Source organism: Hyphomicrobium sp. DY-1, from assembly GCF_047497105.1.
Taxonomy (GTDB): Bacteria; Pseudomonadota; Alphaproteobacteria; order Rhizobiales; family Hyphomicrobiaceae; genus Hyphomicrobium_B.
The window spans coordinates 1,432,141-1,459,076 of record NZ_CP134870.1 but is presented as its reverse complement, the minus strand read 5'-3'; the positions used below and the strand labels follow the sequence as shown (position 1 = coordinate 1,459,076).

General features: G+C 61.0%; 26 protein-coding genes. 7 read left to right on the top strand and 19 right to left on the bottom strand.

All coding sequences use genetic code 11. The features are described 5' to 3' along the window. Positions 1 to 66: 66 nt before the first annotated feature. On the top strand, positions 67 to 810 hold the full coding sequence (locus RLW41_RS06875) for a methyltransferase domain-containing protein (RefSeq protein ID WP_414464023.1): 744 nt from the start codon (positions 67 to 69) through the stop codon (positions 808 to 810). On the opposite strand, the gene metW is transcribed toward RLW41_RS06875, so the two are convergent. After that, positions 803 to 1,474, bottom strand: coding sequence for a methionine biosynthesis protein MetW (gene metW, locus RLW41_RS06870; protein ID WP_414464022.1), 672 nt, complete (start codon positions 1,472 to 1,474; stop codon positions 803 to 805). The genes RLW41_RS06875 and metW overlap by 8 nt on opposite strands. After that, positions 1,471 to 2,676: a homoserine O-acetyltransferase MetX gene (gene metX, locus RLW41_RS06865; RefSeq protein WP_414464021.1), complete on the bottom strand. Its 1,206-nt coding sequence runs from the start codon at positions 2,674 to 2,676 to the stop codon at positions 1,471 to 1,473. Before metX ends, metW begins: the two co-directional genes overlap by 4 nt. Before the next feature lie 149 nt (positions 2,677 to 2,825). Between metX and hisC the strand changes: the two genes are divergently transcribed. Both hisC and RLW41_RS06855 read left to right on the top strand, forming a co-directional pair. Then, positions 2,826 to 3,929: a histidinol-phosphate transaminase gene (hisC, locus tag RLW41_RS06860; protein ID WP_409561157.1), complete on the top strand. Its 1,104-nt coding sequence runs from the start codon at positions 2,826 to 2,828 to the stop codon at positions 3,927 to 3,929. Continuing rightward, positions 3,929 to 4,885 (top strand): prephenate/arogenate dehydrogenase family protein, encoded by a 957-nt coding sequence (locus RLW41_RS06855; RefSeq protein WP_414464020.1) that lies wholly within the window; start codon positions 3,929 to 3,931, stop codon positions 4,883 to 4,885. Before hisC ends, RLW41_RS06855 begins: the two co-directional genes overlap by 1 nt. Before the next feature lie 24 nt (positions 4,886 to 4,909). On the opposite strand, the gene RLW41_RS06850 is transcribed toward RLW41_RS06855, so the two are convergent. From RLW41_RS06850 to ftsE, 8 genes are all read right to left on the bottom strand, one after another. After that, positions 4,910 to 5,332, bottom strand: coding sequence for a hypothetical protein (locus tag RLW41_RS06850; protein ID WP_013949671.1), 423 nt, complete (start codon positions 5,330 to 5,332; stop codon positions 4,910 to 4,912). 283 nt (positions 5,333 to 5,615) lie between these two features. After that, a complete protein-coding gene (locus RLW41_RS06845) occupies positions 5,616 to 7,988 on the bottom strand; it encodes an adenosylcobalamin-dependent ribonucleoside-diphosphate reductase (RefSeq protein ID WP_414464019.1) in 2,373 nt (790 codons plus the stop codon). A 161-nt stretch (positions 7,989 to 8,149) separates the two neighbouring features. Then, complete coding sequence (locus RLW41_RS06840) at positions 8,150 to 8,368, bottom strand: hypothetical protein (protein ID WP_414464018.1); 219 nt, start codon at positions 8,366 to 8,368, stop codon at positions 8,150 to 8,152. 201 nt (positions 8,369 to 8,569) lie between these two features. After that, the gene (locus tag RLW41_RS06835) at positions 8,570 to 8,872 is read right to left on the bottom strand and encodes a hypothetical protein (protein ID WP_013949667.1); all 303 of its coding nucleotides are present in this window, start codon (positions 8,870 to 8,872) and stop codon (positions 8,570 to 8,572) included. A 147-nt stretch (positions 8,873 to 9,019) separates the two neighbouring features. Next, on the bottom strand, positions 9,020 to 9,820 hold the full coding sequence (locus RLW41_RS06830) for a lysophospholipid acyltransferase family protein (protein ID WP_414464017.1): 801 nt from the start codon (positions 9,818 to 9,820) through the stop codon (positions 9,020 to 9,022). Next, on the bottom strand, positions 9,813 to 10,457 hold the full coding sequence (locus tag RLW41_RS06825; protein WP_013949665.1) for a YdcF family protein: 645 nt from the start codon (positions 10,455 to 10,457) through the stop codon (positions 9,813 to 9,815). Before RLW41_RS06825 ends, RLW41_RS06830 begins: the two co-directional genes overlap by 8 nt. Before the next feature lie 164 nt (positions 10,458 to 10,621). Beyond that, on the bottom strand, positions 10,622 to 11,728 hold the full coding sequence (locus tag RLW41_RS06820) for a cell division protein FtsX (protein ID WP_414464016.1): 1,107 nt from the start codon (positions 11,726 to 11,728) through the stop codon (positions 10,622 to 10,624). After that, positions 11,712 to 12,368: a cell division ATP-binding protein FtsE gene (gene ftsE / locus RLW41_RS06815; protein ID WP_013949663.1), complete on the bottom strand. Its 657-nt coding sequence runs from the start codon at positions 12,366 to 12,368 to the stop codon at positions 11,712 to 11,714. Before ftsE ends, RLW41_RS06820 begins: the two co-directional genes overlap by 17 nt. A 166-nt stretch (positions 12,369 to 12,534) precedes the next feature. Between ftsE and hpt the strand changes: the two genes are divergently transcribed. Continuing rightward, positions 12,535 to 13,077: a hypoxanthine phosphoribosyltransferase gene (gene hpt, locus RLW41_RS06810; protein WP_029671142.1), complete on the top strand. Its 543-nt coding sequence runs from the start codon at positions 12,535 to 12,537 to the stop codon at positions 13,075 to 13,077. 38 nt (positions 13,078 to 13,115) lie between these two features. Then, entirely contained in the window at positions 13,116 to 13,478 is a 363-nt protein-coding gene (locus tag RLW41_RS06805; RefSeq protein WP_414464015.1) for a response regulator, read from the top strand. Here the strand turns inward: RLW41_RS06805 and RLW41_RS06800 are convergent. From RLW41_RS06800 to mobA, 5 genes are all read right to left on the bottom strand, one after another. Next, entirely contained in the window at positions 13,447 to 15,009 is a 1,563-nt protein-coding gene (locus tag RLW41_RS06800; RefSeq protein WP_414464014.1) for a permease, read from the bottom strand. The genes RLW41_RS06805 and RLW41_RS06800 overlap by 32 nt on opposite strands. After that, complete coding sequence (locus RLW41_RS06795) at positions 15,006 to 15,755, bottom strand: ABC transporter ATP-binding protein (RefSeq protein WP_414464013.1); 750 nt, start codon at positions 15,753 to 15,755, stop codon at positions 15,006 to 15,008. The genes RLW41_RS06800 and RLW41_RS06795 overlap by 4 nt, the downstream gene beginning before the upstream one ends. 114 nt (positions 15,756 to 15,869) lie before the next feature. Then, complete coding sequence (gene moaA, locus RLW41_RS06790; protein WP_409561149.1) at positions 15,870 to 16,895, bottom strand: GTP 3',8-cyclase MoaA; 1,026 nt, start codon at positions 16,893 to 16,895, stop codon at positions 15,870 to 15,872. A 243-nt stretch (positions 16,896 to 17,138) separates the two neighbouring features. Further along, positions 17,139 to 17,699 carry a molybdopterin-guanine dinucleotide biosynthesis protein B gene (gene mobB, locus RLW41_RS06785; RefSeq protein ID WP_013949657.1) on the bottom strand — a complete coding sequence of 187 codons (561 nt, stop codon included), beginning with the start codon at positions 17,697 to 17,699 and terminating at the stop codon, positions 17,139 to 17,141. Beyond that, positions 17,696 to 18,328 (bottom strand): molybdenum cofactor guanylyltransferase MobA, encoded by a 633-nt coding sequence (mobA, locus tag RLW41_RS06780; RefSeq protein WP_414464012.1) that lies wholly within the window; start codon positions 18,326 to 18,328, stop codon positions 17,696 to 17,698. Before mobA ends, mobB begins: the two co-directional genes overlap by 4 nt. Before the next feature lie 155 nt (positions 18,329 to 18,483). Here mobA and RLW41_RS06775 point away from each other — a divergent pair, with 155 nt between their 5' ends. Then, on the top strand, positions 18,484 to 20,034 hold the full coding sequence (locus RLW41_RS06775) for a P-loop NTPase (RefSeq protein WP_414464011.1): 1,551 nt from the start codon (positions 18,484 to 18,486) through the stop codon (positions 20,032 to 20,034). Positions 20,035 to 20,133: 99 nt separating this feature from the next. On the opposite strand, the gene RLW41_RS06770 is transcribed toward RLW41_RS06775, so the two are convergent. Both RLW41_RS06770 and RLW41_RS06765 read right to left on the bottom strand, forming a co-directional pair. Beyond that, positions 20,134 to 21,150, bottom strand: a complete 1,017-nt coding sequence (locus RLW41_RS06770) for a S1C family serine protease (protein WP_414464010.1) — start codon at positions 21,148 to 21,150, stop codon at positions 20,134 to 20,136. Positions 21,151 to 21,381: 231 nt separating this feature from the next. Beyond that, positions 21,382 to 23,325, bottom strand: a complete 1,944-nt coding sequence (locus RLW41_RS06765; protein ID WP_414464009.1) for an acyl CoA:acetate/3-ketoacid CoA transferase — start codon at positions 23,323 to 23,325, stop codon at positions 21,382 to 21,384. 286 nt (positions 23,326 to 23,611) lie between these two features. Here RLW41_RS06765 and RLW41_RS06760 point away from each other — a divergent pair, with 286 nt between their 5' ends. Then, the gene (locus RLW41_RS06760; protein WP_409561144.1) at positions 23,612 to 25,063 is read left to right on the top strand and encodes a DHA2 family efflux MFS transporter permease subunit; all 1,452 of its coding nucleotides are present in this window, start codon (positions 23,612 to 23,614) and stop codon (positions 25,061 to 25,063) included. Positions 25,064 to 25,084: 21 nt separating this feature from the next. Here the strand turns inward: RLW41_RS06760 and RLW41_RS06755 are convergent, their stop codons facing one another. Both RLW41_RS06755 and RLW41_RS06750 read right to left on the bottom strand, forming a co-directional pair. After that, a complete protein-coding gene (locus RLW41_RS06755; RefSeq protein ID WP_414464008.1) occupies positions 25,085 to 25,669 on the bottom strand; it encodes a hypothetical protein in 585 nt (194 codons plus the stop codon). 492 nt (positions 25,670 to 26,161) lie between these two features. After that, positions 26,162 to 26,671 (bottom strand): S-adenosylmethionine decarboxylase family protein, encoded by a 510-nt coding sequence (locus RLW41_RS06750; RefSeq protein ID WP_414464572.1) that lies wholly within the window; start codon positions 26,669 to 26,671, stop codon positions 26,162 to 26,164. Positions 26,672 to 26,936 lie beyond the last annotated feature (265 nt).

Here is a 26,936-nt window from a genome sequence, read left to right as displayed (position 1 = left end):
CTCGATGGTCGGATCGTCTAGAGAGGGTCCGATGCTCAGATTTGATCGAATTACTTAAGCGCCAAGATGCCTCTCGACGCCAAAACCTTGAGAGATTTCTACCGGACCCCGCTCGGGCGGGTTGCGCGGCGCCAGCTGACCTTGGCCATCCGGGAAAGATGGAAACGGGTTAACGGCCTCGCGATCGCGGGCGCCGGCTTTGCATCGCCGTTTCTTGGCACGTTTCGCACCGAAGCCCAGAGCCTTGCCTGCCTGATGCCCGCGCGCCAGGGCGCCATCGTGTGGCCGCGCTCGGGCCATTGTCATTCGGTGCTCGTCGGCGACAACCAGTGGCCGCTCCCTGATAATTCGATTGATCGGTTGCTGGCGGTCCATTGCCTGGAACAATCCGAACGGCCCGGCCCGCTGCTACGGGAAATCTGGCGGGTGCTGAAGCCTGACGGCCGCGCGCTGTTCGTCGTCCCCAACCGCCGCGGACTCTGGTCGCGTATGGACCGCACGCCCTTCGGTTACGGACTGCCGTTCAGTCGTGGCCAGCTCGAAACGCAATTGACGGATGCGCTCTTCACGCCCGTCGATTGGGGAGAATCGCTCTACTTCCCGCCGGTCAACCAACGTCTGATGCTACGCATGGCGCCTGCGCTGGAGCGCTTCGGCCCGAGTATGTCCATCGGCGTTGCCGGCGTCATACTGGTTGAAGCGACGAAAGAAGTGATGGCGCCGGTCGGCAGCGGCAAACGTGTCGCGCAGCCCGCGATCCTGAAGCCCGCCGACACGCGAACGACCGCCGGTATTCGCCCTTTCAGGTGAGTGTCGCCGCCGCTTCCGGCTTCGGACCACGCAGCAGGAACACAGCCTTTTCCCCAAACAGGTTTTGCATCGACAGCGACCAACGGATCGGAAGCCGCGCACCATAAGCGTTGAAGGCAACGGCCTGCTCGACGTCAGCGTTCACCAACGCACAGAGATCGGCAAAATCGCGGATCGTGCACAGATGCGCGTTTGGCGTCAGATACCAGGCGTCCGGCAGATTGTCGTTGACGGGCATGCGGCCGGTGAACAGCAGCTTCGTGCGCACCTGCCAGTGCCCGAAATTCGGGAACGACACGATGGCCCGCCGTCCGATGCGCAGCAGATTTTCGAGCACCGTCTTCGGTTGCCGTGTCGCCTGGATCGTCAGCGAAAGAATGGCGTAGTCGAACGCCTGATCCGGATAGTTATCGAGATCGCGGTCGGCGTCGCCCTGGATGACGGAAAGACCGCGCGCCACGCAGGCATTGACCTTATCGCGCTGCAATTCCACGCCACGACCGTCGACGCCTTTGCGCTCGGTCAGAAGCTGCAAAAGTTCGCCGTCGCCGCAACCCACATCGAGCACGCGCGAACCCGCTTCGACCATCTCGGTAATGAGAACGTGGTCGAGGCGCGGTGATTTCGGAGCGCCGACGATTTTGCCAAGATCCGGGGCATTCATCGCGACACCTCTTTCGGCGCGCTAAGGCCGCGCTTTACCGCGGCGGCATTGAGAAAACCGCGGATCGTCGCGAAGAACGTCGGCTCTTCGAGCAGGAACGCGTCATGCCCCTTGTCGCTCTCGATCTCGACGAACGACACGTTGGCGGCAACGGCGTTCAAGGCTTGCACGATCTCGCGGCTTTCCTTCGTCGGGTAAAGCCAGTCGGATGTGAACGAGACGACGCAAAAGCGCGTTTTGGTGCCGCGAAACGCATTCGCCAAAGTGCCGCCCGCGCTTTCGCGCATGTCGAAATAGTCCATCGCGCGCGTGATGTAGAGATAACTGTTGGCGTCGAAGCGATCAACGAACGTCGAGCCCTGATGCCGCAAATAGCTCTCGACCTGGAAGTCAGCGCTGAACGAAAACGTTTTCTCCGAGCGGTCTTGCAGAGAGCGGCCGAACTTGCGGTGCAAGGCCTCTTCCGAAAGATACGTGATGTGCGCAGCCATGCGCGCGACCGCGAGGCCGTTCTTCGGCACCGTGCCCGAGGCGTAATAGTTGCCGCTCTTCCATTCCGGGTCCGCCATCACGGCCTGCCGCCCGACCTCATGGAACGCGATGTTCTGCGACGAGTGCCAGGCGGCCGTTGCGATAGGCGCAGCTGCGAACACGCGATCCTTGTAGCGCGATGCCCATTCTAGCACCTGCATGCCGCCCATCGAGCCGCCGATAACAGCAAAGAGCTGATCGATGCCCAAAGAGTCGATGAGCCGGGCCTGAGCCTCCACCATGTCGCCAATGGTGATGACCGGAAAGTTCAAGCCATAGGGCTCGCCGGTTTTGGGATTGATCGAGGCCGGGCCGGTCGAGCCCATGCAGCCGCCGAGAATGTTCGAGCAGATGACAAAGAACCTGTCTGTGTCGATCGGCTTGCCCGGCCCGACAAGCGATTCCCACCAGCCGGGCTTGCCCGTGATCGGATGCTTGCTTGCGACGTACTGGTCGGCCGTCAGCGCATGGCAGAGCAGAATGGCATTTGATTTTGCGGCGTTGAGTTCGCCGTAAGTCTCATATGCAATTGAAAACGGGGCTAAATCTTGCTGACACGCCAGCCGCAACGGCGCGCTCGCGTCAAAGCGCGCGACCGGGCTCGAAGGCGAATGCACCTCCGAATAGCGCCGCGCAGCCGGAGCGATGAGATCTGGTGGAGCTGCGGTCATGGCTGCGAAAGAAGTCCCGGTGTTAAGGGCGTCGAAAGCGGTCTGGCTGAGCGGCCGATAAAGTCAACTTTAAACTTTGATTTCAAGTGGTGAAGCCCCTATCAATGCGCCCGAAATCCCCAGTTTCGGTCAACAATTTGAGATCTTATATGGTGGCGACTGCTCCAATTGCACGTTCGGGCATACTCGATATCGCAGCCTACGTGCCGGGCGAAAGCAAGGTGCCGGGCGGCCTGACCCCTGCCAAACTGTCGTCCAACGAGACGCCGCTCGGCCCGAGCCCCGCCGCGATCGAGGCCTTCAAGGCCGCTGCCGGCGAACTGGAGCGTTATCCCGACGGTCAGGCAACCCGCCTGCGCGAAGCCATCGCACGCCGCTACGGCCTCGATATGGCGCGCATCGTCTGCGGATCAGGGTCTGATGAGCTGCTGGGTCTTTTGGCGCGTGGCTATCTCGGCCCCGGCGACGAGGCGATTTACACCGCCCACGGATTTCTCGTCTATCGCATCGCCATTCTGACCAACGGCGCGACGCCTGTCGTCGTGCCCGAGCGCGACCTGAAAACCGATGTCGACGCTATTCTCGCTGCCGTCACGCCCAAGACGCGCATGGTCTTCCTCGCCAATCCGAACAATCCGACCGGAACCTACATTCCGATCGAAGAGGTGCGTCGACTGCGCGCTGGGCTGCGCGGCGACATCGTGCTCGTGCTTGACGCGGCGTACAGCGAATACGTCAGCCGCAACGACTACGAGGCTGGTATCGAACTTGTCGCGACCACCCCGAACACGGTGATGACGCGCACGTTCTCGAAAATTTATGGCCTCGCCGCGCTACGCATTGGCTGGGCTTATTGTCCGCCGGAAATCGCCGACGTGCTTAATCGCATCCGCGGCCCCTTCAATCTGTCGTCGCCCGCCATTGCAGCAGGCGCTGTCGCGATCGAAGACGTCGCACACATGGAGCGCGCCAAGCACCACAACGACGTCTGGCTACCATGGGTCGAAGGCGAGTTGAGAAAGCTCGGCCTCACCGTCACGCCGAGCGTCGCCAACTTCGTGCTGATGCATTTCCCCGAAGGCAGCGACAAGACCGCGGCAGGCGCCGATGAATTCTTGAAATCGCAAGGCGTCATCGTCCGCAAGGTGGGCGCCTACGGTTTCCCGAATGCGCTCCGCATGACGATCGGCTCCGAGAGCGACAACAAACGCGCTGTCGATGCGCTCGCGCGCTACATGAAGGGCGCTGCCTGATGGCATCCGGAGACAGTGAGACAAAGCCGATGTTCAAGCGCCTGGCGCTCATCGGTATCGGGTTGATCGGCTCCTCCATCAGCCACGCTGCGCGCCGTGCCGGGCTCGTGGGCGAGATCGTCTGCAGCGCGCTAACGCCTGAAGAACGCGAGCGGGCAGAGGCGCTGGGCCTTGTTACGAAGGCCTACGCCGATCCCGTTGAGGCCGTCAGAGATGCCGATCTCGTCATTCTGTGTACGCCGGTCGGCGCCTTCAAGGCTGTCGCCGAGGTGATCGGTCCGCACCTGGAGAAGGGTGCGATCGTCTCAGACGTCGGCTCGGTCAAAGGCGCGGCTATGCGTGACATCGCGCCGAGCATGCCCGATGGCGTGCATTTCATCGCCGGCCATCCGATTGCAGGAACCGAGCAGTCGGGTCCAGACGCGGGCTTTGCCGAACTGTTCGACGGTCGCTGGTGTATCCTGACGCCCGGTCCGGATGCCGACCCGGCCGCGCTCGCAAAGCTTGAAACGTTCTGGCGCAAGCTTGGCTCTAATGTCGAGCTGATGACGCCCGAGCACCACGACATGGTGCTGGCGATCACCAGTCACGTGCCGCACCTCATCGCCTACAATATCGTCAATACGGCAGCGCATCTGGAGCGCGTGACGGACAGCGAGGTCATCAAGTTCTCGGCGGCCGGTTTCCGTGACTTCACGCGCATTGCCGCATCGGATCCGGTGATGTGGCGCGACGTCTTTTTGAACAACAAAGAGGCTGTGCTCGAGATGCTCGGCCGCTTTTCGGAAGACCTCGTCGCGCTTCAGCGTGCAATCCGTTTCGGCGATGGGCCGACGCTGGAGAAGACATTCGCCAACGCCCGAGCCATTCGCCGTGGTATCATTCAGGCTGGCCAGGATACGGCACAGCCCGATTTCGGTAGAAATGCAGCGCGTACCGGCAAGGGATCGGCTTGAGGCCGATCCAAGCGTAATCGTGGCTTACGCCGAGTGCGGCGTGTTCATGAATTGCGCGGTGATGAGATCGGCTTCGACGGCCGCCGCTTCCTGATTGGACGACGCGAGCAGATGCACGTGGACCTCATCGGCGCCGAGCGCTGCCGCATGCTGACGGATCTCGGCCAGGTTCTCCGACGGGCAGTTGTTCGACAACCGGCCGATGGCGAGAACGGCGCGCGTCGAGCGATCGTTGCGGCGCACGAGGATGTAGTTGGCGTCTTCGAGCGTCGGGCAATCGAACAAGCTGTAGACCGTGTGGACGTAACGCTTGCCTGACGCGCCGGTCCAGAAGTGGAACCGCGGCGGCTGCTCCGGATACGTCCCGCTGATGCTCACCTGCTGCGCTTCGTCACCGCTCTGACGACGCGCCCGGAAATCGGCAAGCTGAATAATTTCGGCACTCATTACGCATGACCCCTGATCGGCGACTGTCGCCGAATATTGCTCTTGAGACGGTGATACCCCGCATCCCCGTGAAAAATGGTGAACTTTGGTTCGAAAATTTGACGTGCTCGCCCTGATCGCGCCTCGATGGTCAATGAGGTGTTGAGAACAGGAAGAATTGCAAACACTCTGCCTGAGCAGAGAGGCGTTTCGCGCGCAATTCTGAATAGGCGTTAGCGAATACGCAGCGCACCATTCCGGTGCGCGCAAAAAAGTCGTTCCGACATCGTTAATTCTGACGGCTTTAGCCGCAGCGCGAATAATCGCAATTCGTGCACGTCCAGCAGCCCTCGATATGGCGAAGAGCCCGCTCGCCGCACTTCGGGCAAATTCGCGCCGCCGCCACGGGTGATGCCGTGCCGTCATGCGCCGCTGTCTGCGGCCCGCTGCCCAATCGTTCGATGGCCGCAACGGGTAGGTGCACAGGCTTGGTGTCGCTGCCTTCCGCATTTTCGCGCGTGAGGAAACCGATGTGCAGCATATGCTGTTCGATGACGTTACCGATGGCAGCCAGCAGGCTAGGCACGTAGCGGCCACCCATCCAGCGCCCGCCTTCGGGATCGAACACCGCTTTTAACTCTTCAGCAACGAACGAAACATCGCCGCCGCGGCGGAATACGGCGCTAACCATGCGCGTCAGCGCCACCGTCCAGGCGTAGTGTTCGAGGTTCTTCGTATTGATGAAGATCTCAAACGGCCGCCGTCGCCCGTCGCGAACGATATCGTTGATCGTGACATAGAGCGCATGCGCGCTCGCCGGCCATTTGATCTTGTACGTTATGCCTTCGAGCGCTGCGTCGCGTTCGAGTGGCTTCGTCATGTAGACGACGTCACCGAATTTCGCCGGGTCTTCCGAAGCACTGACGCTGGAGGTCGGCGCGGGTTTCGCATCGTTTGCCCCTTCCGCTTTGGACAGCACCGCGCCCGTGACTGCATTCGGCCGATAGGTCGTGCAACCCTTGAGGCCAAGCGCAAACGCTTCCGCATAGATATCCCGGAAGTCTTCGAAGGATATGGCTTCAGGCGTGTTGATCGTCTTCGAGATGGCGCTGTCGACGTAGGGCTGCATCTCTGCCTGCATCGCCACGTGTTCGGCGGGCGACAATGTTTCAGTCGTGACGAACGCATGCGTCAGTGGCGCATTCTCGCCGAACTGGGCGCGGAACTTCCGGTAAGCAAAATCCTCAACGGTTTCTTCGTTCGCCGTCGCACCATCGCCGAGGATGCGCCGCCGGTAGACGAAATCGAACACCGGTTCGATGCCGCTCGAAACATTGCCCGCGAGCAGCGAGATCGTGCCGGTCGGCGCGATCGAGGTCAGGCAGCCGTTGCGGATGCCGTTGGCCGCAATCGCCGCGCGCACATCCTTGCCGAGACGCTCGACATTGGGCCGGGCGAGAAAAGCGCTGGCGTCGTACAGCGGAAACACGCCTTTCTCAGCAGCCAGCGCTGCACTGGCGCGATAGGCGGCATTCTGGATAATCGCCATCCATTCGGCCGCCTTCTCGCGAGCAGCCAAGCTGCCATACGAAAGGCCGAGGAAGATCAGCGCATCTGCAAGCCCCGTGATGCCGAGGCCGATGCGCCGTTTCGCGCGCGCCTCTTGCGCCTGGGCTTCGAGCGGATAGCGCGAGATGTCGATAACGTTGTCGAGAAAGCGAACGGCGGTTGCAACGCGGGCTTCGAGCTTTTGGTAATTGACGTGCGCTTCCGGCGAGAATGGTTTCTCCACGAAACGGGCAAGATTGATCGAACCGAGAAGGCACGCCCCATAAGGCGGCAGCGGCTGCTCACCGCACGGGTTCGTCGCCGAGATCGTCTCGCAATAAGCAAGATTGTTGGCCGCGTTTATCCGGTCGATGAAAATGACGCCGGGCTCTGCGTAATCGTACGTCGCCCGCATGATCTTGTCCCAGAGGCCCTTGGCGTCGATCGTCTTGTAGACCTTGCCTTCGAACACGAGTTCCCAAGGCGAGCCGCGTTTCACGGCCTCCATGAAGGCATCGGTCACAAGAACCGAAAGATTGAAATTCCTGAGCCGCAGCGGATCGGATTTCGCTGCGACGAAAGCTTCGATGTCGGGATGATCGCAGCGTAGTGTCGCCATCATCGCGCCGCGGCGCTGGCCCGCCGACATGATCGTGCGGCACATGGCGTCCCAGACGTCCATAAAGCTGATCGGTCCCGACGCGTCTGCGCCGATGCTTTTGACGGTTGCGCCGCGGGGACGAAGCGTCGAGAAATCATGCCCGATGCCGCCACCGGCCTGCATCGTCAGCGCGGCTTCTTTAACGCTTTCGAAAATGCCGGAAAGATCATCAGGGATTGCGCCGAGAACGAAGCAATTGAAGAGTGTAACGTTGCGGTCCGTACCGGCCCCGGCCAGGATGCGACCGGCCGGCTGAAAGCCGAAATCGGCCATCGCATCGTAAAAGGCAGCGCCCCACTTCGCTTGCGTGGCTTCGTCGGTTTCCGCCGATGCTGCAGCCTTGGCCACGCGCCGGAAGGTGTCTTCGATCGTCTCATCGCCAGCCGCTGTCGGCGACCCGGCAAAGCGGTACTTGCGCCGCCAAATGGCGTCGGAAATCGCGGGCAGAGCTGATAAAATCGCAGACATCGGGGACACCGGGATATAGGCGTTGCCAACCAATCTTCAATGCATGTTCACTATATGTTCCAGAGCTTGGCAAGTCAATCGCTCAAATAAAATAACCGCGGCCGAAGACAGCCGCGGTCCCATCTTTGGAATCGTTGCGCGCCCAACGAGGCGAGCCGACCTTAGTCTTTCATTTTGCGGTAGACGATGGCGCCGACGCTGATGAGCAAGGCGACAGCCGTGAGGCTAGCCGGCCCATCGATCTCGGGCGCAGGAGCCGGACCACCGCCTCCCCCGCCACCGTCGCCAAAGCACCACGGACCAATGCAGAAGGCGAACGCGCTGTTAGCCCAGAGCATCGCGACAGCAAACGTCGCGAGAGCTGCTTTGATTTTCAACATACGCACTCCTCAAAAATAAAACTCCCCGCCAGACCATTAGAAAGCATTTGCTTCCAATTGTAATGGTTAGCGGAAAAACAATTGGTCGTATGGTAACCACCGCCTTCGATGGGCCTGGAATTTGCGGTCAACGGCAATTGAAAAAGCCCGCCGATCTGGCGGGCTTTGCGGCGAGCGTTTATCTCGGGAAGGCTGATCGCCTCAAAGTTTGCAGAGCGTCGCTTCGCCGTAGCACGAATAGCCGATCGCCTCCGAGTTGCACTTATAGTGGCGGGGACCGAACGAATATCCCGGCGTACCGTTGCCCGAAACCCAGGTGAAGTAAATGTTCCAGTCGGTCGCTTGCAGAAGCGCGGCATCGACCTGGAAATGTGCAAGCCCTTCCGTGAGCGCAACGCCCTGGGCGGCTTTCTTGAAACACTGCTTGGCTTCGGCCGGAGCGGCGGCCATAGCGACGCCTCCGACGGCAAGAATGGCCCACATCAACCGGGCGGAAGTACGCATTGGATGGCTCCATGATTGCTGAAACGATCAGACGTAAGATCTGCCACAGCGATGCGAACACCGCGCATAACAAAGCGCAACCACACCGACGATTTTCACCGCGTTGCGGCATAGGCACATCAGGCGGTTGGATAAAATGTGGAAAACCTATGCGGCTTGAGCCGAATTCTGCGTCTTCGCCAGGGGCGGCGGCGAGGGACTGCGTGCCGCTTCCTCAATAAGTCGCATGCTCGCGGTTTCGATGGCCGTCTCGATTTTTTTGCGAAACTCCGCGCGTGGTAATCCCGGTGGCAGCGGCGGCAGGAATTCCACGACGATGGTGCCCGGATAGCGCCAAAGACTGCGGCGCGGCCAGAACAGCCCGGAATTGAGCGCCAGCGGCACGGTGACGACGCCGAGTGCTTCATAAAGAGCTACGTAGCCGGGCTTATAGTCGGGCGGTGCACCCGGAATGGTCCGTGTCCCCTCCGGGAAAATCACGACCTCGCGGCCGATGCTGATCCGCTGCCGGGCGTCCCGGATTAGGGCTTTGAGCGCCGCCGAGGCTTTCTCGCGCTTAACTAGGATGTGCTCGAACTTGATGCAAAACCAGCCGTAGAACGGAATCCACTTCAACTCGTCTTTCAACACGATCGCCGGATCGCGAAAGAGCGAGATGAGCCCGAACGTGTCCCATGCCGATTGATGCTTTGAAATGACGAGGCAGCCTGTCTTCGGCAGATTTTCATGTCCACGAACTTCGAGTTTCGTGCCGCAGATGAGGCGCAACAGCCAGACGCAGGTGCGCCCGTGAACTTCGAGACCTTTCATCGCCCATGGCCTTGGCCCGATGAGCAACCACGAGCCGAGCACGAGATAGAGCGCCGTCACGACGTAGAACACGACGAAATAGACCAGCGATCTGACGATAACCAAAGCGCCCGGCCCGGCTGCTACTGAATTAGCCATCGGCGCGCTTATCCGGCATGATCGCAACAGACCGCCCGTCGCTCCAGTTCATGATCCTCTGCGCGGTAAGGCGGGCGACGGCGGGAAGAAACTTTAAATATTCCGAAATGAGCACGCGCGTCGTGGTCGGATGCAGCCACCAGGCGGTTTCCGGAAACCGCCGCGGCGTTACTGCATAGGGAAGCAGCGTCACGCCCGGCATGGCGAGCGCCAGCTCGGCGAGACTACGGGGCATGTGGTAGCGTGACGTCACGATGATCAATCTCGTATAGCCGTTCGAGTTGGCCCAGGTTCGGGTTTCGTCGGCGTTGCCGACCGTGTCGAGCGCTTCATAGCCGAGATCGACGCAACAATTGAAGATCTGCTTATCGATACCGAGCAGCCGCTGCATCTCTTCGCGGCTGACCTTGCGGTTGACGCCGGAAATCAGCATCCGCTTGGCGCGGCCCTCGCTCATAAGCTTGGCGCCGGCCTCGATGCGATTGTCGCCGCCCGTCAGCACCACGATGCCGTCGGCCTTGTCCCAGCCCGTTGCGTCGTCACGCGTTACGGAAACCGCAAACAGCACGAACCCGAACACGAGCGCAGCCGTGCCGAGCGCCAGCATCAAAACGAAGGCCTTAGAAATCCTTGTCATGGTTGGAATGCTGGTTCGATCTCGCGCGCCCGCCTGCTGCTTGCCAAGGCGTCGGACTCTAGCCGATTTCGGACCGGATAGGCAGCCGTCTCCTCCGGCTGAGCCTGACGCTGTGCCAAGCAAATCACGGTAGTTCCCCCTGCAGATGTCTTATCGGACGGCGGCTAGTGCTTGCCGTTCAGGATGCGATAGACGCCGACGCGCGACGTCACCATGCATAGCCCCGCAATGGTGACGACGACAAACCCCAAAATGACGTAACCGAGCGCGTCGAGAGCGCCGGTCCCCATCAGCCTTTGCATCTCGACGGCGCTGACGGCCCCCCCGCCGAGCAGCTCCGTGATGGCCGGCATGCTCATGAAGACGAGCATGGCGAACGCGGCCCCGACGATGCCGGCCTTGATGCCGAGACGCAGGAAGTGCTTCTCGAATTCGCGGGCAATGAACTTGTCGGTGGCGCCGACGAAGTGCAGCACTTCGACGATTTCCCGGTTGGACGCCATGGCGCTGCGCGTTGCCGAGACGATGATCGCCGTCGTCGCCGCGCCGACGAGCGCCAGGATTGCCAGGCCGCCGAGCGCAAACGACCGCGTCACTGCCCGAATCTGTTGCTGCCAACGGCGATGGTCGTCGAGCGATGCGCCCTTGAAAGTCTTACCAAGGTCGTCGCTGATCTGACGGAAATCGGGCGGATCGGTGCGGTCGATCTCAACGGCGATCAGCCGCGGCACCGGCAACGCCTTGAGCGCATCCGAAGAGCCGAGCCACGGCTGCAGCAGGGCCGCCGACTGATCGAGGCTCAAGGGATTGACGTTGGCGATCCCTCGCTGCTTGCGCAGGAAGGTAACGACGTCGGAAACCGTTCGGTCGATATTGCCGGTCTCTTGCGGCACAACTTGCACCGTTACCTCGCTCGCGATGTCGCTGAGCCAGGCGTCGGACGATTCCTTGATCATCCAGACGGCGCCCGCGGTGAGACAGGCGAGAAAACACATGATCGCAATGACGAGCGTCAGCGAGCGTCCCGTGACCGAGCCGGGCGGGACGACCGGTGCCGTGACCTTCATTTTGCGTCCACGGTCGCGATCGCGGGACGGCGGCTTGAGATCGTGCGGCGTGTCTTCCGGAGTGATTGTGCGGTCAGCATGGAAAGCCGGATAACCGCCCGTATGTGCGGGCAGCCCCGTCACCGGTTCGTCATAAGGATCGTAGCCCGGCAGCGGCATCGCTGGGTCGGCCCGTCCGGTGAAGCGGCTAGATGATCCGGACATGGCCCTTATGCACCTCGATACGCGGCGCCTTGAACTGCCGCATGAGCTGATGATCGTGCGTCGCAATGACGACGGAGGTTCCAAGCCGGTTGAGTTCGACGAAGAGGCGCAGCAGACGTCGCGCCATTTGCGGGTCGACGTTGCCCGTCGGCTCGTCCGCCAGCAGCACCTCGGGCTTGCCGATAACGGCCCGCGCGATGGCGGCCCGCTGTTTCTCACCGCCTGACAGCACGGACGGGTTCGCATACATCCTGTCGCCGAGGCCCACCCACTGCAAAAGGTCTGTCACATCTTCCCGGTAGTCGGAGGGTTTCTTACCGATCACCTGCAGCGGCAACGCGACGTTCTCCCACACCGTCAAATGGTCTAAGAGGCGGAAATCCTGGAAAACGATGCCGATACGCCGCCGCATCTCGGCGCGCATCTGCGACTTCACCCGGGTGACGTCCTCGCTGAACATGCGCAGCTCGCCGCGCGTTGGATGCAACGACATAAACATCAGGCGCAGGAGAGAGGTCTTCCCCGCTCCCGATTCACCATGCAGAAAGTGGAAGGATCCGGGCCGCAGATGAAACGTCACATCTGACAGCACCTCTGGCCCGCCCTCGTATTTCAGTCCGACATTCGTCAAGCGAATCAAGAGGTACTCGCCTTGATAGTGGATATTTTGGGCTCTTTACGGGTCCCCGCGTCTATAGACACCTCGAAGACACAATGATCAATCGATTACGATTGTGGCGTGGTCGTGTACACAGGAACCTTTCCGGTCAGTGGACCCCGGCCGCCGCGAGTTGCAGGATAACGACATGCGCGATTTAGACATCTCTCCGACCATCGAAACGATCTTTTCAGCCGAGGATATTCAGGTCCGCCTGCGCGTGCTCGCCGCCGAGATCGCGGCCAAACAGCCGGAAAATCTGCTGGTCGTTCCGATCCTCAAGGGCAGTTTCGTTTTCGCCGCCGATCTGATCCGGGCGCTCCACGCTGCCGGACTGGCGCCTGAGGTCGATTTCTTGACGCTGTCCAGTTATCGCAAAAGCCGGGTTTCCTCCGGCCAGGTCTCCATCCTGCGTGACCTCGACCTCGACGTTGAGAACCGCCACGTCATCCTGATCGATGATGTGCTCGATTCCGGCCGCACGCTTGCTTTTGCGAAGGATTTGATCGCCGCTCGAGGCGCCAATCTCATTCAAACCTGCGTTTTGCTCGACAAGAAGGCCCCTCGCGCCGTATCGATCGAGCCGGACTATTGCGCTTTCGAGTGTCCCGACGTGTTCGTGGTCGGGTACGGCATGGACGTCGCGCATCGCTATCGTGAGTTGCCTTTCGTCGGCCGCATTGTCGACTAGGGCTACGCGCACCTGGTTCGGGAGAGGGAAGGGGCGGCATGGCAACGATCCTGCTTGCTGACGACGATGCGGCTGTGCGGGACCTCGTTCGCCGCGCGCTGACGTCCGACGGTCATAAGGTGCAAGTCACGCAAGACGGTCTGGAGGCGCTCGATATTCTCGGAGCCTCGGCGTCGGGCATCGATATCCTGATCTCCGACGTCGATATGCCTCAGCTCGATGGCATATCGCTGGCCGAACAGGCATTGGCGCTGAAACCGAGCCTCGCCATCGTCCTGATGTCTGGCTTCTCCGATCAGCTGGAACGCGCCGCACGCCTGCGCGCACGCAAGCTGCTGTCGATCACGAAGCCGTTCACGCTCGATCAGATCAAGCAGATCGTCCGGACGGTCCTGAGCTGAGAAGTCTGTCGCCCTGCGGCTTGACCAGTCGCGTCAGCCAAAGTGTCGCCAGCGCGAGCATAACAAACGCCAGGGCGAACCACGACGAAGCCGCAGCAAGGCCCGCGGCTGCCGCCCAGAACACCGACGAAAACGCTTCCGAAAACGTCGCGATCTTGGTTGCCGTCTGACGGCGGCGGAACTGGGCGCGCCGAGCTGTGCTCTTGAACCAGAGCTGGATGACGATTGCCGAAACGCTGGCTGCCGTGATGGCTGCCGCCGTCGCAACGGCGCCGGATAGCGACAGATACGCCATGCCGAGAACGAACGGCACCGCGACGCAGCCGATGACGAGGAGGACCGCTTCGATTTTGGCGCGGATCGCCGTGGTCGAAATAACTGGCGCTGTCGCGATGAGGTCAGGCGCGTCTTCGCCCGAGATGGTCAGCCACGCGAGGCCACCCGAAAGCTGGCCGAACGCCATGACCAGGACCGGCGCCAGAATGACCGCGCCGTGCGTGTCTGTGCCCATGTCGCGCCAAAGAAGAAGCGCCGGGGGAATGAGATAGAGGACCTGCATCAGCGTCTGCGATAACAGCCAAGGATCGCGCGCCAGCAGAATGAGTTCCTTGCGCCGAAGGGCGCTGACGCTCGAAGCGGCGCGGAATGACTTTCGGCTTGATCGGCGTTCGCTCTGATCCGTGCTGACGCCTGAAGCCGCAATCGCGTTCGCGCTGAATTGCGGCGAGAAAACAATGATGACGAGCGCCAGGAATGCGGCCCCCGCCGCGATGATGGCAACCGCAGCGTTGACGTCTCCGAGCGCGGCCCTGGCCGGCATCCAGATGAGATTGTCGAGCGCGGGAGCGGCGCGGCTCACGGCCTCGGAGTTCAGCACTGAGAAGCGCGATAACCGGCCGTAGGCGAAAACAGCCGCCGCCTGCAAGCCGATCAAAAGCGTCGCGCCGACGACCGCTGCAATGATCTGCGCGATGAAGCGCGTCTTTTGCGCTCCTGCAACTCGAAAAAGGCCGAGCGTGACGAGCACGGCGAGGCCTGTGGCGAAGGCGCTCAATCCGGCGATCACGGCATAAGCCGAAAGCCACCGCGGACCGTCGATCCAGGCGGCAACGTTGATCGCAGGCGCAATCATCGCTGCCGTCATGATCGCACCGGTGATCGCGATCGAACATATGCGCACAGCAAACAGGTTTCGCGACGATGCGGGCGACGACAAAATAAGATCAAGATCGGAGCGCGCATAAAATGCTCGCGTCACCTGCTCGACCGCCTGCGACAGCATCATCGAAAACGTCAATAGGATCGACGCCGTCAGCGTAATGAGCGTGCCCTTGCCGGCGAGATCGGCACCCGTGAGCACGCGCGACAGAACGATATAAGCAAGCCCGTGCAAGGCTGCGATGATAACGCCGACGCCGGCAAGCAGCGTGCGTTCGCGCCGGGTCCGGCCTCCTGCGAGCATCTGCGCGATGTCCCGCCACGCCAATCTGAATTCGTGGCGTGCGAACCATGAGACGCTTGCGACGGTCATGCGGCTGCGCTCTCGTCGGCGACGAGTGTCAGGAAAATATCTTCTAGGTTGCTGTCTTGGCGCCCGGCGCGCGCCCGCAACTCATCGAGTGTTCCTTCCGCGACGAGACGGCCGCGCGCGATCACGCCGATCCGTTCGGCCATGCGCTCGGCGACTTCGAGGATGTGCGTCGTCATCACGACGGTCGCGCCGTTGGCGACATGCTCTTTGAGCACGGTCTTGACCCTGCGCGCCGAGCCCGCATCGAGCCCGGTCAACGGTTCGTCAAGAATGATCAGGCTCGGCTCGTGAATGAGTGCGCCTGCGAGCGCCACCTTCTGGCGCATGCCTTTCGAAAGCCCCTGGCAGCGCATGCGTGCCTGCGTTTCAAGATCCAAGAGGTCGATCAGATGCTCGGCGCGGTCGGCTGCCTTGGCTTCGTCCATGCCCCAGAGCCCGGCGACGAATTCGAGATATTCGATCGGGTCGAGCTTGTCGTAGACCAGCGGCTCGTCCGGCACCCAGGCGGTGACGGCTTTCGCCGCGACCGGATCGTTGAGTGCGTCGAGGCCGACGATCTTGATCGACCCCCCATCCGGCCGCAGCAGTCCCGCCACCATGCGCAGCGTCGTCGTCTTGCCGGCGCCATTGGGGCCGAGAAGGGCGTAGAATTCGCCGCGCCTGATGGAAAGCGAAAGGTCGTCGACCGCCTTATGCGTGAATGACTTGGTCAAACCGCGGATTTCGAGTGCAGCAGCTTCGCTCATCGTCGATACGCACAACTTTAACGATCGGTAAAACCGGACCTACCGCTTTGGACGCTAAAGCAATGTGATTGAGTAAGAGTGAAGGCAGACCGGGGCGCGGCGACGCAGCCGGACTTAGCCGCCCGTGACGCTCATGTGCCGGCTGACGGCGGGCTGTTTGGTGCGCCGGTCGATGATGAAGTCGTGGCCACGCGGTTTGCGCGAGATCGCTTCGACAATCGCCGCATCAAGCAGGGTATCGTCAGAAGAAGCTCGTAGCGGTGCTCGGAGATCGGCGTCGTCTTCCTGACCGAGACACATGTAGAGTTGGCCGGTGCACGTCAGGCGCACGCGATTGCAGCTTTCGCAGAAATTGTGCGTCAGCGGCGTAATGAAGCCCAGACGGCCGCCGGTTTCCTTCACCGTCACGTAACGCGCCGGGCCGCCGGTGCGATACGGATTGTCTTCCAGTGTCAGCCGGTCCATGAGCCGCGCACGGACGAGCGACAACGGCAGATACTGATGCGTGCGGTCTTCGCCGATGTCGCCGAGCGGCATCGTCTCGATCAGCGTCAGGTCGGCGCCGCGGCCATGCGCGAAGCGAATGAGGTCTTCGATCTCATCTTCATTGATGCCCTTCAGCGCCACGGCATTGAACTTCACCTGGATGCCTGCGGCCTCCGCCGCATCGACACCGCGCAGCACGGTCGAAAGATCGCCCCAACGCGTGACCGTCCTGAACTTCTCAGGATCGAGCGTGTCGAGTGAGACGTTGATCCGGCGGACGCCAGCGGAATAAAGATCGGTGGCATGCTTTTCGAGTTGGCTGCCATTCGTCGTTAACGTCAGCTCATCGAGCGCACCGCTCTCGAGATGGCGGCCGAGCGACCGGAACAGCCACAAGATGTTGCGCCGCACAAGAGGTTCGCCGCCGGTAATCCGGAGCTTGCGCACGCCGCGCCGGACGAAGGCCGCGCAAACCCGGTCGAGTTCTTCGAGCGACAGCAGATCCTTCTTTGGAAGGAATGTCATATGCTCGGTCATGCAATAGACGCAGCGAAAATCGCAGCGGTCTGTCACCGAGACGCGCAAATACTCGATCGACCGCCCAAAGGGGTCGACGAGGGGCGTTTCGGCGTTCTGGGCGGTTGCGCCCTGCATGAACATTCTCCCGTAAAGGCCTTGAGTTCGTATATCGTGCCTTAGCCCGTCAAGGACAAGCGAAGCTCTCGCGTCACATTTTCCCGTATTGTAGAAAAAAATCGGCTGAGGGGAGGAAAAATCGATGAAAAGTCCGGCGGGTTATTTCGTATTGGGGGCGGTTGTGGCCTCGGTATTTTGGCTCATCGCCTTGACGGTGCTGGGAGACCAGCTCCTCAACGTCTTTTCCCACTTCAGCGGCCACTAGGCCAGCTGGCGGACGGGGTTGAACGGCCCCACGGTCCTGACGATCAGGGCCGCGATATTATCGATATCGTTAAGATCGAACACCGGCTTGCCGTGCGCATCGACCTCGTGATCCGCCGCGATGGCGACGACCAGTGGATCGGTCGTCGATAACAGCTTTTCGGCCGCGACCGCCGCCCTCCGAACCTCGATTTTAGGGATGTGCGCCGACTTGTAGCCCTCGACCAGGATAATGTCCGCCGGACGCAGCCGCGCGGCAATTTCTTCGAGCGTCGGCTCGCCGGCCCGGTCGATTTCCTCGATGAAAGCCACGCGAGAGCCCGAGACGATCGCGGTTTCAGCAGCGCCTGCCGAACGATGTCGTTCGGTGTCGCTCCCCGGTGCGTCGATATCGAATTTGTGGTGTGTGTGCTTGATCGTTGCCACCCGCAGCCCTTCGCCGGAAAAATGCGTGGCGAGCTTTTCGATCAGTGTTGTCTTGCCGGAATTCGACCAGCCGGCAATCCCGAACAGCGGCAGAGTGGCGTGCGAGAGAAAGGCTTTGCCCAAAACGGTCATCCTTTTTTTTGCGCGAGCACACGGGCAGCATCGAGATCGTCACGAGTATTGACGTTGAAGAACGGATCGATCTCATCGCCATCACTGTCGCGCATCGGAAAGGTCACTGCAACAGCATCGAGATCGGCCGCCAGCCGGTTGATGCTCAACGCCCGCCGGGCAAGGGCATTGGCTACGTCAGACCGTCTTTTCAGGGGCCATAGCCCGATGGTCGGATGACGCCGCCCCGCCGATTCAGCAATTGCAACGCTCTGGTCCTCATGACGGGCCGCGTCGAGGCGGGTGATGAGGTCGTCGGGCAGGAACGGGACGTCCGATGGCACAGTCGCGATTAGGGTAATGCCCGGCGCATGCACCTTGGCCCAATTCATGGCCGCAAGGATGCCGCTCAACGGCCCAAGCTCCGGGCTTTCATCATCGGTGATCGTTTCGACCCCGAAGTCGGCGAATCGCTGCGCATCGCCGTTGATGCTTAAGACCAGCCGCCCGACCTGCGGCCGAAACCGCGAAATCACGCGCGCAAGGATGGATTTCCCGTCAATCTCGGCAAGCGTCTTGTCGCCACCGCCGAAGCGCCGCGACCGTCCGCCCGCCAGGATGACGCCAAGAATGTGATCACTCGCCACCATGCGACACGATTAGGCTGGCTTCGCAGGCACCGCAACCCGCCGAATTTCGGGCTTTGCTTGCGATCAGACGCGCGAGGCGCTTCCCACCGGCCGCGGCGCGACTTATATCGCCCAGATAAAATGCGCCGTCGCTTCGGCGCCTCCGGGAGACGCTCATGCCAGTCGATAAGACACAGGTGCTCAATGCCCTGCGTCGGGTCAAAGGCCCAGATCTTGAAAGCAACATCGTTGACCTCGGCCTCGTGTCCGAGATCTTCATCAAGGACGATCATCCGTATTTTTCGATCACGATTCCGGCGAGCCGCGCGGAAGAGCTGGAGCAGCTTCGCCTTGCTGCTGAGAAGGTCGTCTCCGAGATCGGCGGCGTCTCGGGCGTCACCGCCGTCCTGACCGCCGATGCCCCTGCGGGCCAATCGAGGGAAACGCGCGTTGCTGGCGGCCCGGTGAAAGCCGTATCGGGTCCGCGGCCCGAGCACCCGCGCGTCCAGGCGGCGCGTGCGAAAGGCGCAACAGGGGATGGCGCCGGCCCGCGCCAGGCCGCAGCCGCGGCTCAGGCAGCTCCTAAGGCGCAGGCCATTCCAGGCGTTAAGCACGTCGTCGCGGTGGCGTCCGGCAAGGGCGGCGTCGGCAAATCGACGGTCGCCGTCAATCTCGCGCTCGGGCTGCAGGCGATTGGTTTGAAAGTCGGCATCGTCGACGCCGATATCTACGGTCCATCGCAACCGCGCCTGCTTGGCATCACTGGCAAGCCCAAGGTCGCAAACGGCAAGACCATCACGCCGCTCGAAGGCTGGGGCCTGAAAGTCATGTCGATGGGCTTCCTCGTTGACGAAGGCACCCCTGTCGTCTGGCGCGGACCTATGGTCGTCTCGGCGTTGAGCCAGATGCTGCGCGAAACCGATTGGGCCGGCACGACCGGCGATCTTGATGTGCTCATCATCGACATGCCGCCTGGCACCGGCGACGTGCAATTGACGATTTCACAAAGCGTGCCGCTGTCTGGCGCCGTTGTTGTTTCCACGCCGCAAGACCTGGCATTGATCGACGCCCGTAAGGGTATCGCCATGTTCAAGCGCGTCGAGGTCCCGATCCTCGGCATCGTCGAGAACATGAGCTTCTTCCTCTGTCCGAAGTGCGGCGAGCGGTCCGACGTCTTCGGCCACGGCGGCGCGCACGACGAGGCAAAGAAGCTCGGCGTCCCCTTCCTCGGTGAAGTACCCCTGCACATGGAAATCCGCGAGACGTCCGACAGCGGCAAGCCCGTCACGGTCGCCGCGCCGGAAAGCCAATACGCAGCGATTTTCCGTGACATCGCCGCACGCACATGGAGCGAGGTCGAGCGCGCCAAAGGTACGCTGACGCCGCCGCCCGTGCTCGAAATTATCGATGGCGGTAAGGTGTTGAAAGCCGCCTTCCCGGACGGCCGCACGTTCGAATTGCCCGCCGAATTCCTTCGCGTCGTCAGCCCGTCGGCGGAAGTGCAGGGCCATTCGCCGTCGCAGCGCATCACCGTCCCGCGCAAGAAGAACGTCAAGCTCACCGGCATGAATGCCGTCGGGAACTACGCGACGCGCCTCGCCTTCGATGATGGCCACAACACGGGCCTTTATACGTGGGGCTATCTCCACCTGATCGGCCGCGAGAAGGACCAGCGCTGGGGCCAATACCTCGAAGAACTCTCCGCCAAAGGACTGACGCGGGAATAAGCAATGCGCAGGCGGCCGGCTCGATGAAGGAGAGTCGCCTGCGCCAGCAAAAGCTACGGCCGGCTCGACGATGGAAAACCGCCCGCGCCAACAAAAAAACTAGCTCCGCTCCTCCGGAACGATCGCGTACTCCAGCTTCTCGCCGGAGCGAAGCACCGTCGCGATCACCTTCTGATTGATGTGCTTCGCGTCAAGCACGCGCGACACGTCATCGACACCCGCAATCGCCACGCCGTCGAGCGCAATCATGATGTCGCCCGCCTTCAGCCCCGCTGCGTCTGCCGGTCCATTCGCCTGCACGCTGCGAATGCCGATGGCTCCGGTTTGCGTCAGATGCAGCGCGTGACGAATGCGCTGTGGCAGCACGACATGTTCTGCCACGATGCCCATCACGCCCCGCCGCACGCGACCGTGACTGAGGATCTGCGTCAGCACATATTCGGCCGTGTTCGACGCAACGGCGAAGCAAAGCGCCTGCGCGCCCATGATCGTCGCCGTGTTGATGCCGATGACATGCCCAAACGAATTCACCAGCGGGCCTCCGGAGTTGCCGGGGTTCAGCGCCGCGTCGGTCTGGATAACATCGTCGATCAGGCGGCCGTTCTCCGCGCGCAGCGACCGCCCGACCGCGCTGATGATGCCGGCCGTCACTGTCGATTGAAAACCGAGCGGATTGCCGATTGCAATCGCGATCTGACCGGGGCGCAACTTCTTGGAGTCCGCGAGCTTTGCGAACTTCAATCGCTCCGTCGTCTCGGCCCGCAGCACGGCGATATCCGTATCGGGATCGCGTCCGACGAGGCTCGCACCGAAATGCTGACCATCGCCCTGCGCGAGCGTGATCGATTGTGCGCCGTCGATGACGTGGTTGTTCGTGAGGATGAGCCCGTCCGGCGAAACGATGACGCCGCTGCCGGAGCCCTGTCCGCTACGCCCACCGCGCGTGCTTTTCACCTGTACATGCACGACGGCAGGCGACACCGTATCGATGACGTCGACGACCGCGTTGCTGTAAGCGTCCATGAGCGCTGTGTCATCGCGGGCCACGCTTTCGGCCTGCGCAGGTTGGCGCTCGACGCCTGAGTCATCGAAGACTCGGAAAATGGTGTGTTCCATGATGCACCTGATGAGGATGAAGTCGCGGATAGATGGCGACTGTCATTAATCACATCAAGTCCCACGCGGAACGGCGGCACCGCAGGCAGCCGTCATCCCGGCGTAGGCCGGGAGCCATGCAAGTATCACCATGAACGGTATGGAGAATCGTCGAATGGCCGCCTTCGCGGCCATAACGGAAGTTGAAGCAAGCCGGCTCGACGAAGGAGAGCCGCCCGCGCCACCCAAAAACTATTCCGCGGCTTGGCGCTCGAGCGACTCGAAAGCCGCATCCGCGTTCTCGAACACGTGCGTATTGAGCCCGCGCCGACGCAACGCGTCTTGCAGCTTTTGCCGCGTGACCGCGCTCGTCGCATAGCGCGCGGAACGCGCGTAGTGGTTTTTGGTGACGTAGGCCACCATGTCAGCGTAATCGTCGTACAGGTCTTCGGCGATACGGCAACCATCCTGGTTGATCATCGCGTCGACGCGTTTGCCCGTTGCTTGGCAAGCCTCGACGATCGCCTTCTTGAGATCGGTGACGTCGGCTTTCTTGCGCACGCTCCACGCCCGCAGATCGATATTCAGGATGTTGCGGCCCGCATCATAGCTAATGCGATCTTTCAGATGCTGGTTCAAAAGGTCTGCCAGCAGATCCATCGGCTGATCGAGGAAGATCCGCGGGTTCATCGTCACCGGTTTGTGGATGTGCGGCTTGAACGCCATGTTGGGGAGAATGTCGCGCTCGATATCGATGCCGGGCGCCACTTCGATCAATTCAAGGCCGTGCTCGGTGAGTTGGAACACGCACCGCTCGGTGACGTAGATGACGGGCTGGCTTTTCTGCGCCGCGTATTTGCCTGAGAACGTCACCTGCTCGACCTGCTTTACGAATTTCTTCGCGCGGCCTTCCTGCAGGATGCGAACTTTGCCGTCTTCGATTGCAACTTTAAGACCGCCGGCTGTGAACGTGCCAGCAAACACCACAGCGCGCGCGTTCTGCGAAATGTCGATGAAGCCGCCGCAGCCGTTGAGCTTGCCGCCGAATTTGCTGGTGTTGACGTTGCCGATGCTGTCGCATTCCGCCATGCCGAGGCAGGTGAGGTCCAAGCCGCCGCCATGATAGAAGTCGAACATCTGGTTCTGGTCGAGGATCGAATGCGCATTCGCCGATGAGCCGAAGCTAGATCCGCCCGCCAGGACGCCGCCGACGGCACCCGCTTCCGTCGTCATGACGAGGTACGGCGTCACCTTTTCTTCGTTGGCGACGTTCGCAACGCCGTCCGGCGCGCCAACGCCAAGATTGATGACGCCATTCGGCGGCAGTTCAAAGGATGCACGTCGCGCGATGATCTTGCGCTCGTCCAGGTCCATCGTCGGCAGGCTGTCGACGGTCACACGCACCTCGCCAGCGAGACCCGGATCATACATCACGCCATAGTTCATGCGGTGCATTTCCGGCGGATCGGCGATGACAACGCAGTCGACGAGAATGCCTGGAACCTTCACGTCCTTCGGCTTGATCGAACCTTCCGCGACGATGCGCTCGACCTGCGCGATGACGATGCCGCCGTTGTTGTGCGCCGCCATGGCTTGCGCCAGGACGTCAAGCGTTAGCGCCTCGCGCTCCATGCTCAAGTTTCCGAGCGGATCGGCGCTCGTCGCGCGGATGAGGGCGACGTTGATCGGCGTGGCTTTGTAGAACAGCCATTCCTTGCCATCGACTTCGACGAGCTTGACGAGGTCTTCTTTTGTCTTGGTGTTGACTTTGCCGCCGCCGAGCCGCGGATCGACGTACGTGTGCAGACCGACGCGCGTGAAGAGGCCGGGGCTGCCCGACGCGCAGCTGCGATAGAGTTTTGAGATCACGCCTTGCGGCAGGTTGTAGCCCTGAATTTTGTCGTCCTGCGCCGCCTGTGCAACTTTCGGCATCCGTCCGAAGTTGGCGGCGATCACGCGTTTCAAAAGACCGTCGTGGTGCAGGCGTCCGGTGCCGAGGCCTTTGCTGTCGCCGGCGCCGGCGCACATGATCAACGTCAGGTCGCGCGGCGCACCGGTCTCGACGAACCGCTTCTCCAGCGCCGCGTGCAACGCTTCCGGAATGCAGCTCTGGACAAATCCCGTTGTCGTGACGACGGCGTTATCGCCGATCCGGGCGATGGCTTCATCAGCCGACATGACCTTGTTGGTAACCATGCGATGCGTTTCCCCAAGTCACAGCCTTGGATCAAGGAGGGCTTCGTCCGGCCCTCGCGAAACCCGCGCTGTTGTTTGTTTTATGTCGAACACCAGATTATGCGCCTGGCCGATGATCGCGCATAGCTTAGCTCTGTTAGGTCCGCACCACTCAACGGGGTAATGGCAGCCTATCCGAGGGTCAGCGGTGGTATATGCCGCACCCAATTTGCAATCGAGATCTGCATAAGTCGCGCGCCGGATTGCGACAGCGTTAATCGTTTGTACGCTTGCTAGACAACCCATCATGACTGAACTTTTTCGACGCAATTTCATACCTCTGGTCGTTGCGACAGGTCTCTTCATGGAGAACCTGGACGCGACCGTGCTTGCCACGTCGTTGCCGGCGATCGCCAAAGATCTCAATTCCAACCCCATTCACCTCAAACTCGCCGTCACCACGTATTTGCTGGCGTTGGCGGTTTTCATTCCGGCATCGGGCTGGATGGCCGACCGCTTCGGAGCGAAAAACGTCTTCCGCGCGGCTATGGTCGTGTTCTCCGTCGGCTCTATTGCCTGTGGATTGTCGTCGGATCTGGGTTCGCTCGTTGTCGCGCGCGTTGTGCAAGGCATCGGCGGCGCGATGATGGCGCCGGTCGGCAGGCTTATTGTGCTCCGCACAATTCCAAAGACCGATATGATCAATGCGATTGCGTGGCTCACGGTTCCGGCGCTCGTCGGTCCGGTGCTCGGTCCACCGCTTGGCGGCTTCCTCACGACCTACTTTAGCTGGCGCTGGATCTTCTGGATCAACATCCCAGTCGCGCTAGTCGGTATCGTGTTGGTCACGCGCCTGATTCCAGACACGCGCGAAAGCACCCCCAGCACCTTCGATATGCGCGGCTTCTTCCTGATCGGCCCCGGTTTGTCGCTGTTCCTGACGGGCGTCACCCTGATGGGGCTTGGCCTTCTCGATCGCGATCTGGTGGTTTTGATCACGCTCTCAGGCGCCGTGCTGCTGGGGCTCTACGTCTGGCACGCATTCCGCGTTCCCCAGCCGATCATCGACCTTCGTTTGCTTGCGATCCCAACGTATCGCGCGGGCGTGGTCGGCGGCTTCTTGTTTCGCACGGGGCTTGGCGCTGGACCGTTCCTACTGCCGCTGCTCTTTCAGACAGGCTTCGGTATGACCGCGTTTCAGTCTGGCCTGATGACCTTCGCGACCGGCATCGGCGCCATGTTCATGAAGACACAGGCGGCGGCTATCATCCGGCGTTACGGCTTCAAGCGCGTACTGCTCGCGAACGCAGTCATCTCGAGCCTGTTTGCCGCGCTGCCGTCGCTGTTTGTTTCAAGCACGCCCGCGCTGCTGATCGTCGGGCTGTTTCTCGTCGGGGGCCTATCGCGCTCCCTGCAGTTCACGAGCGTCAACACGCTGGCCTATGCCGACGTGCCGCCCGAGCGCCTGAGCCGCGCCACGAGTTTCGCCGCAGCCTTGCAAGAATTGTCGGGTTCGGTCGGCGTCACCATTGCTGCGATGGGACTTCAGGGCATGCAGTATCTGCGCGGCGGGAGTGCCATCGACGCGGCGCATTTTCCGCCCGTCTTCATCCTGATCGGCTTGGTGTCGCTGTCTTCGATTCTATTCTTCTCCCGGCTCTCACGCGGAGCGGGCGCATCGCTTCTGCCGACAGAAGCCATGAAAGCCGCCGAGCCCGCCAAGGAAGTCGCGCGCCAGCGCGAAGGGCATATGACTTAGACCGAAACAAACCATTGTCCGCTAAGCCAATCGTACTTTCTTAAGGGCCGCATTTAGGAGCACGGGTACAGCTTGCTTTATGCTCTGTAAGGCTTGCCTGCCGCTTCCTGGTTGAGACGAACCGTCTTGAAAATACGCGAGAAGGCCGTGATCGACGCGATCTAACTGATAAGCCGATGTCACGGGCGATAGAGAAGATGGGACTTTAGCCGGCTCGCAGAAAATTAGTATATTTTGCCTATACCAGCTTGCAACACGGGGATCTTGGAAGATAGCGGGGCGAATGCAATCAATCGCAACGTATCCGTGCGTAGCAAACTTCGACGCCCAATAGCTCTGCCATTGCTCATTGATATGATTGAGTCCGCCTTGCAGCGGTATTGCAGCCGAGAACAAAACGACCGGCGCAGCATTTACGATTGATTCAACGAATTCGTCAGCACTGCTCTCAGGTAGGTGCTCAGCAACTTCCAGGGAAATCGCCAAATCATATTTGCGCGAAAGCGAAAAGGAGCGTGACAAATCGGTGGGCGTAAAATGCTCGGCCGGAATTTGTAGCATCTCGGCGCTCACATAATCGCCATCGAGCCCTTGGTAGTCGCTCACGCCGTGCTGTGACAACGTCTTTAGCCACCCCCCGACACCCACATCCGATATCGACCGCCGAGTTCACCTTAAACAAACTAAGCACGATCGGAATGACGACCTCAGCCGAAGATAATGAACCTGCCTGCTGATTAGTATAAAACTTTGGCGAATATAGAGTTTCCATTTGAACAAATCCTCAGCGCAAACGGGTCTAAAACGCAAATTCACATTTAGTTGCCGACAGCTTGGAAAGTTGTCTCGCTAACGAAGCACAAAACAGCATTTCGAGCATACTTGATCTTAATTAGGATTATAGTGGACCATCCGCGTACGCCAAAAGCCGCGATCGAGACGTACCCGATCGCGGCAACCTATTGCTGGTAGAGTGTCAGTTTCAGCGAAGTCGGCAGCACCGACAGCCCGCTTCCGCGCTTGGCGGCCGGCTCCACGCAGGGGAGTCGCCAAGCGCAATCAACAAGCAGTCGCTCGGCGCAAAGACAAGAGTCCTTCTTAAGCCGCCTTCGCTTGGGCCTTCTGGCGCTGCGCGGGCCGTACGACTCGTACGGTCGGCATTTCAACGACCGAAGCCGCGCGCTTGCGCTGGATGACAGCCTCGCGCGCTCCGAAAGCGCCCGCGAGCGCGAGCAGCGCCTTTGACGGCGTCAGCCCATCGCATCCGCGCGCATCGACAGCGGCAAAGCCGGTCCGCGAGCAAGCCTGCAAGGACAGGTGCCCGGAGCTCAAGACCGCGACACCCGACACGTCGCCGCCAGCGGCGCGGTCAAGGTGGAGGCTCTTGAGCTTGAGGCCCAAGTTCTCGACGGCACGCTTCATCGCACGCTCGGCCGACTTGACGTCGCCGAGGCGCATGGCGCCATGGAGATCGATAAAGATCGTAGTCCCTGCACTAGGTACGCTTAGCTCAGCAATCGGACTCACAATTGAGTCCTCGACTTCCGCGTTGAACTCAGCGCGCGCGTGATCTTCCTCTTGGGCGGTGCTTGAACGAGTCAAGTCCATCCCCAATTGGAAGAGGGTGTCATTAAAGGCCATGTGACCCTCCCCAACCAGCAGATAGGTTTGACCCGCCCGCTCCTTACCTCATTGGTTCTGGGAAACCTCGACCATGTTGGCAGGTGGACAGACGAGAGAGCGTGCATATGAGGCCAATGCCCCCCCTACGCAAGAGCTTTTTGTGCCCTGCGCCAATTTTTTTTAGCCGTGGAGCGCCAGCGGCTTAACAACCGGTTTTGTGACGCCTCGCTCGATGGCTTTTACTGTCATC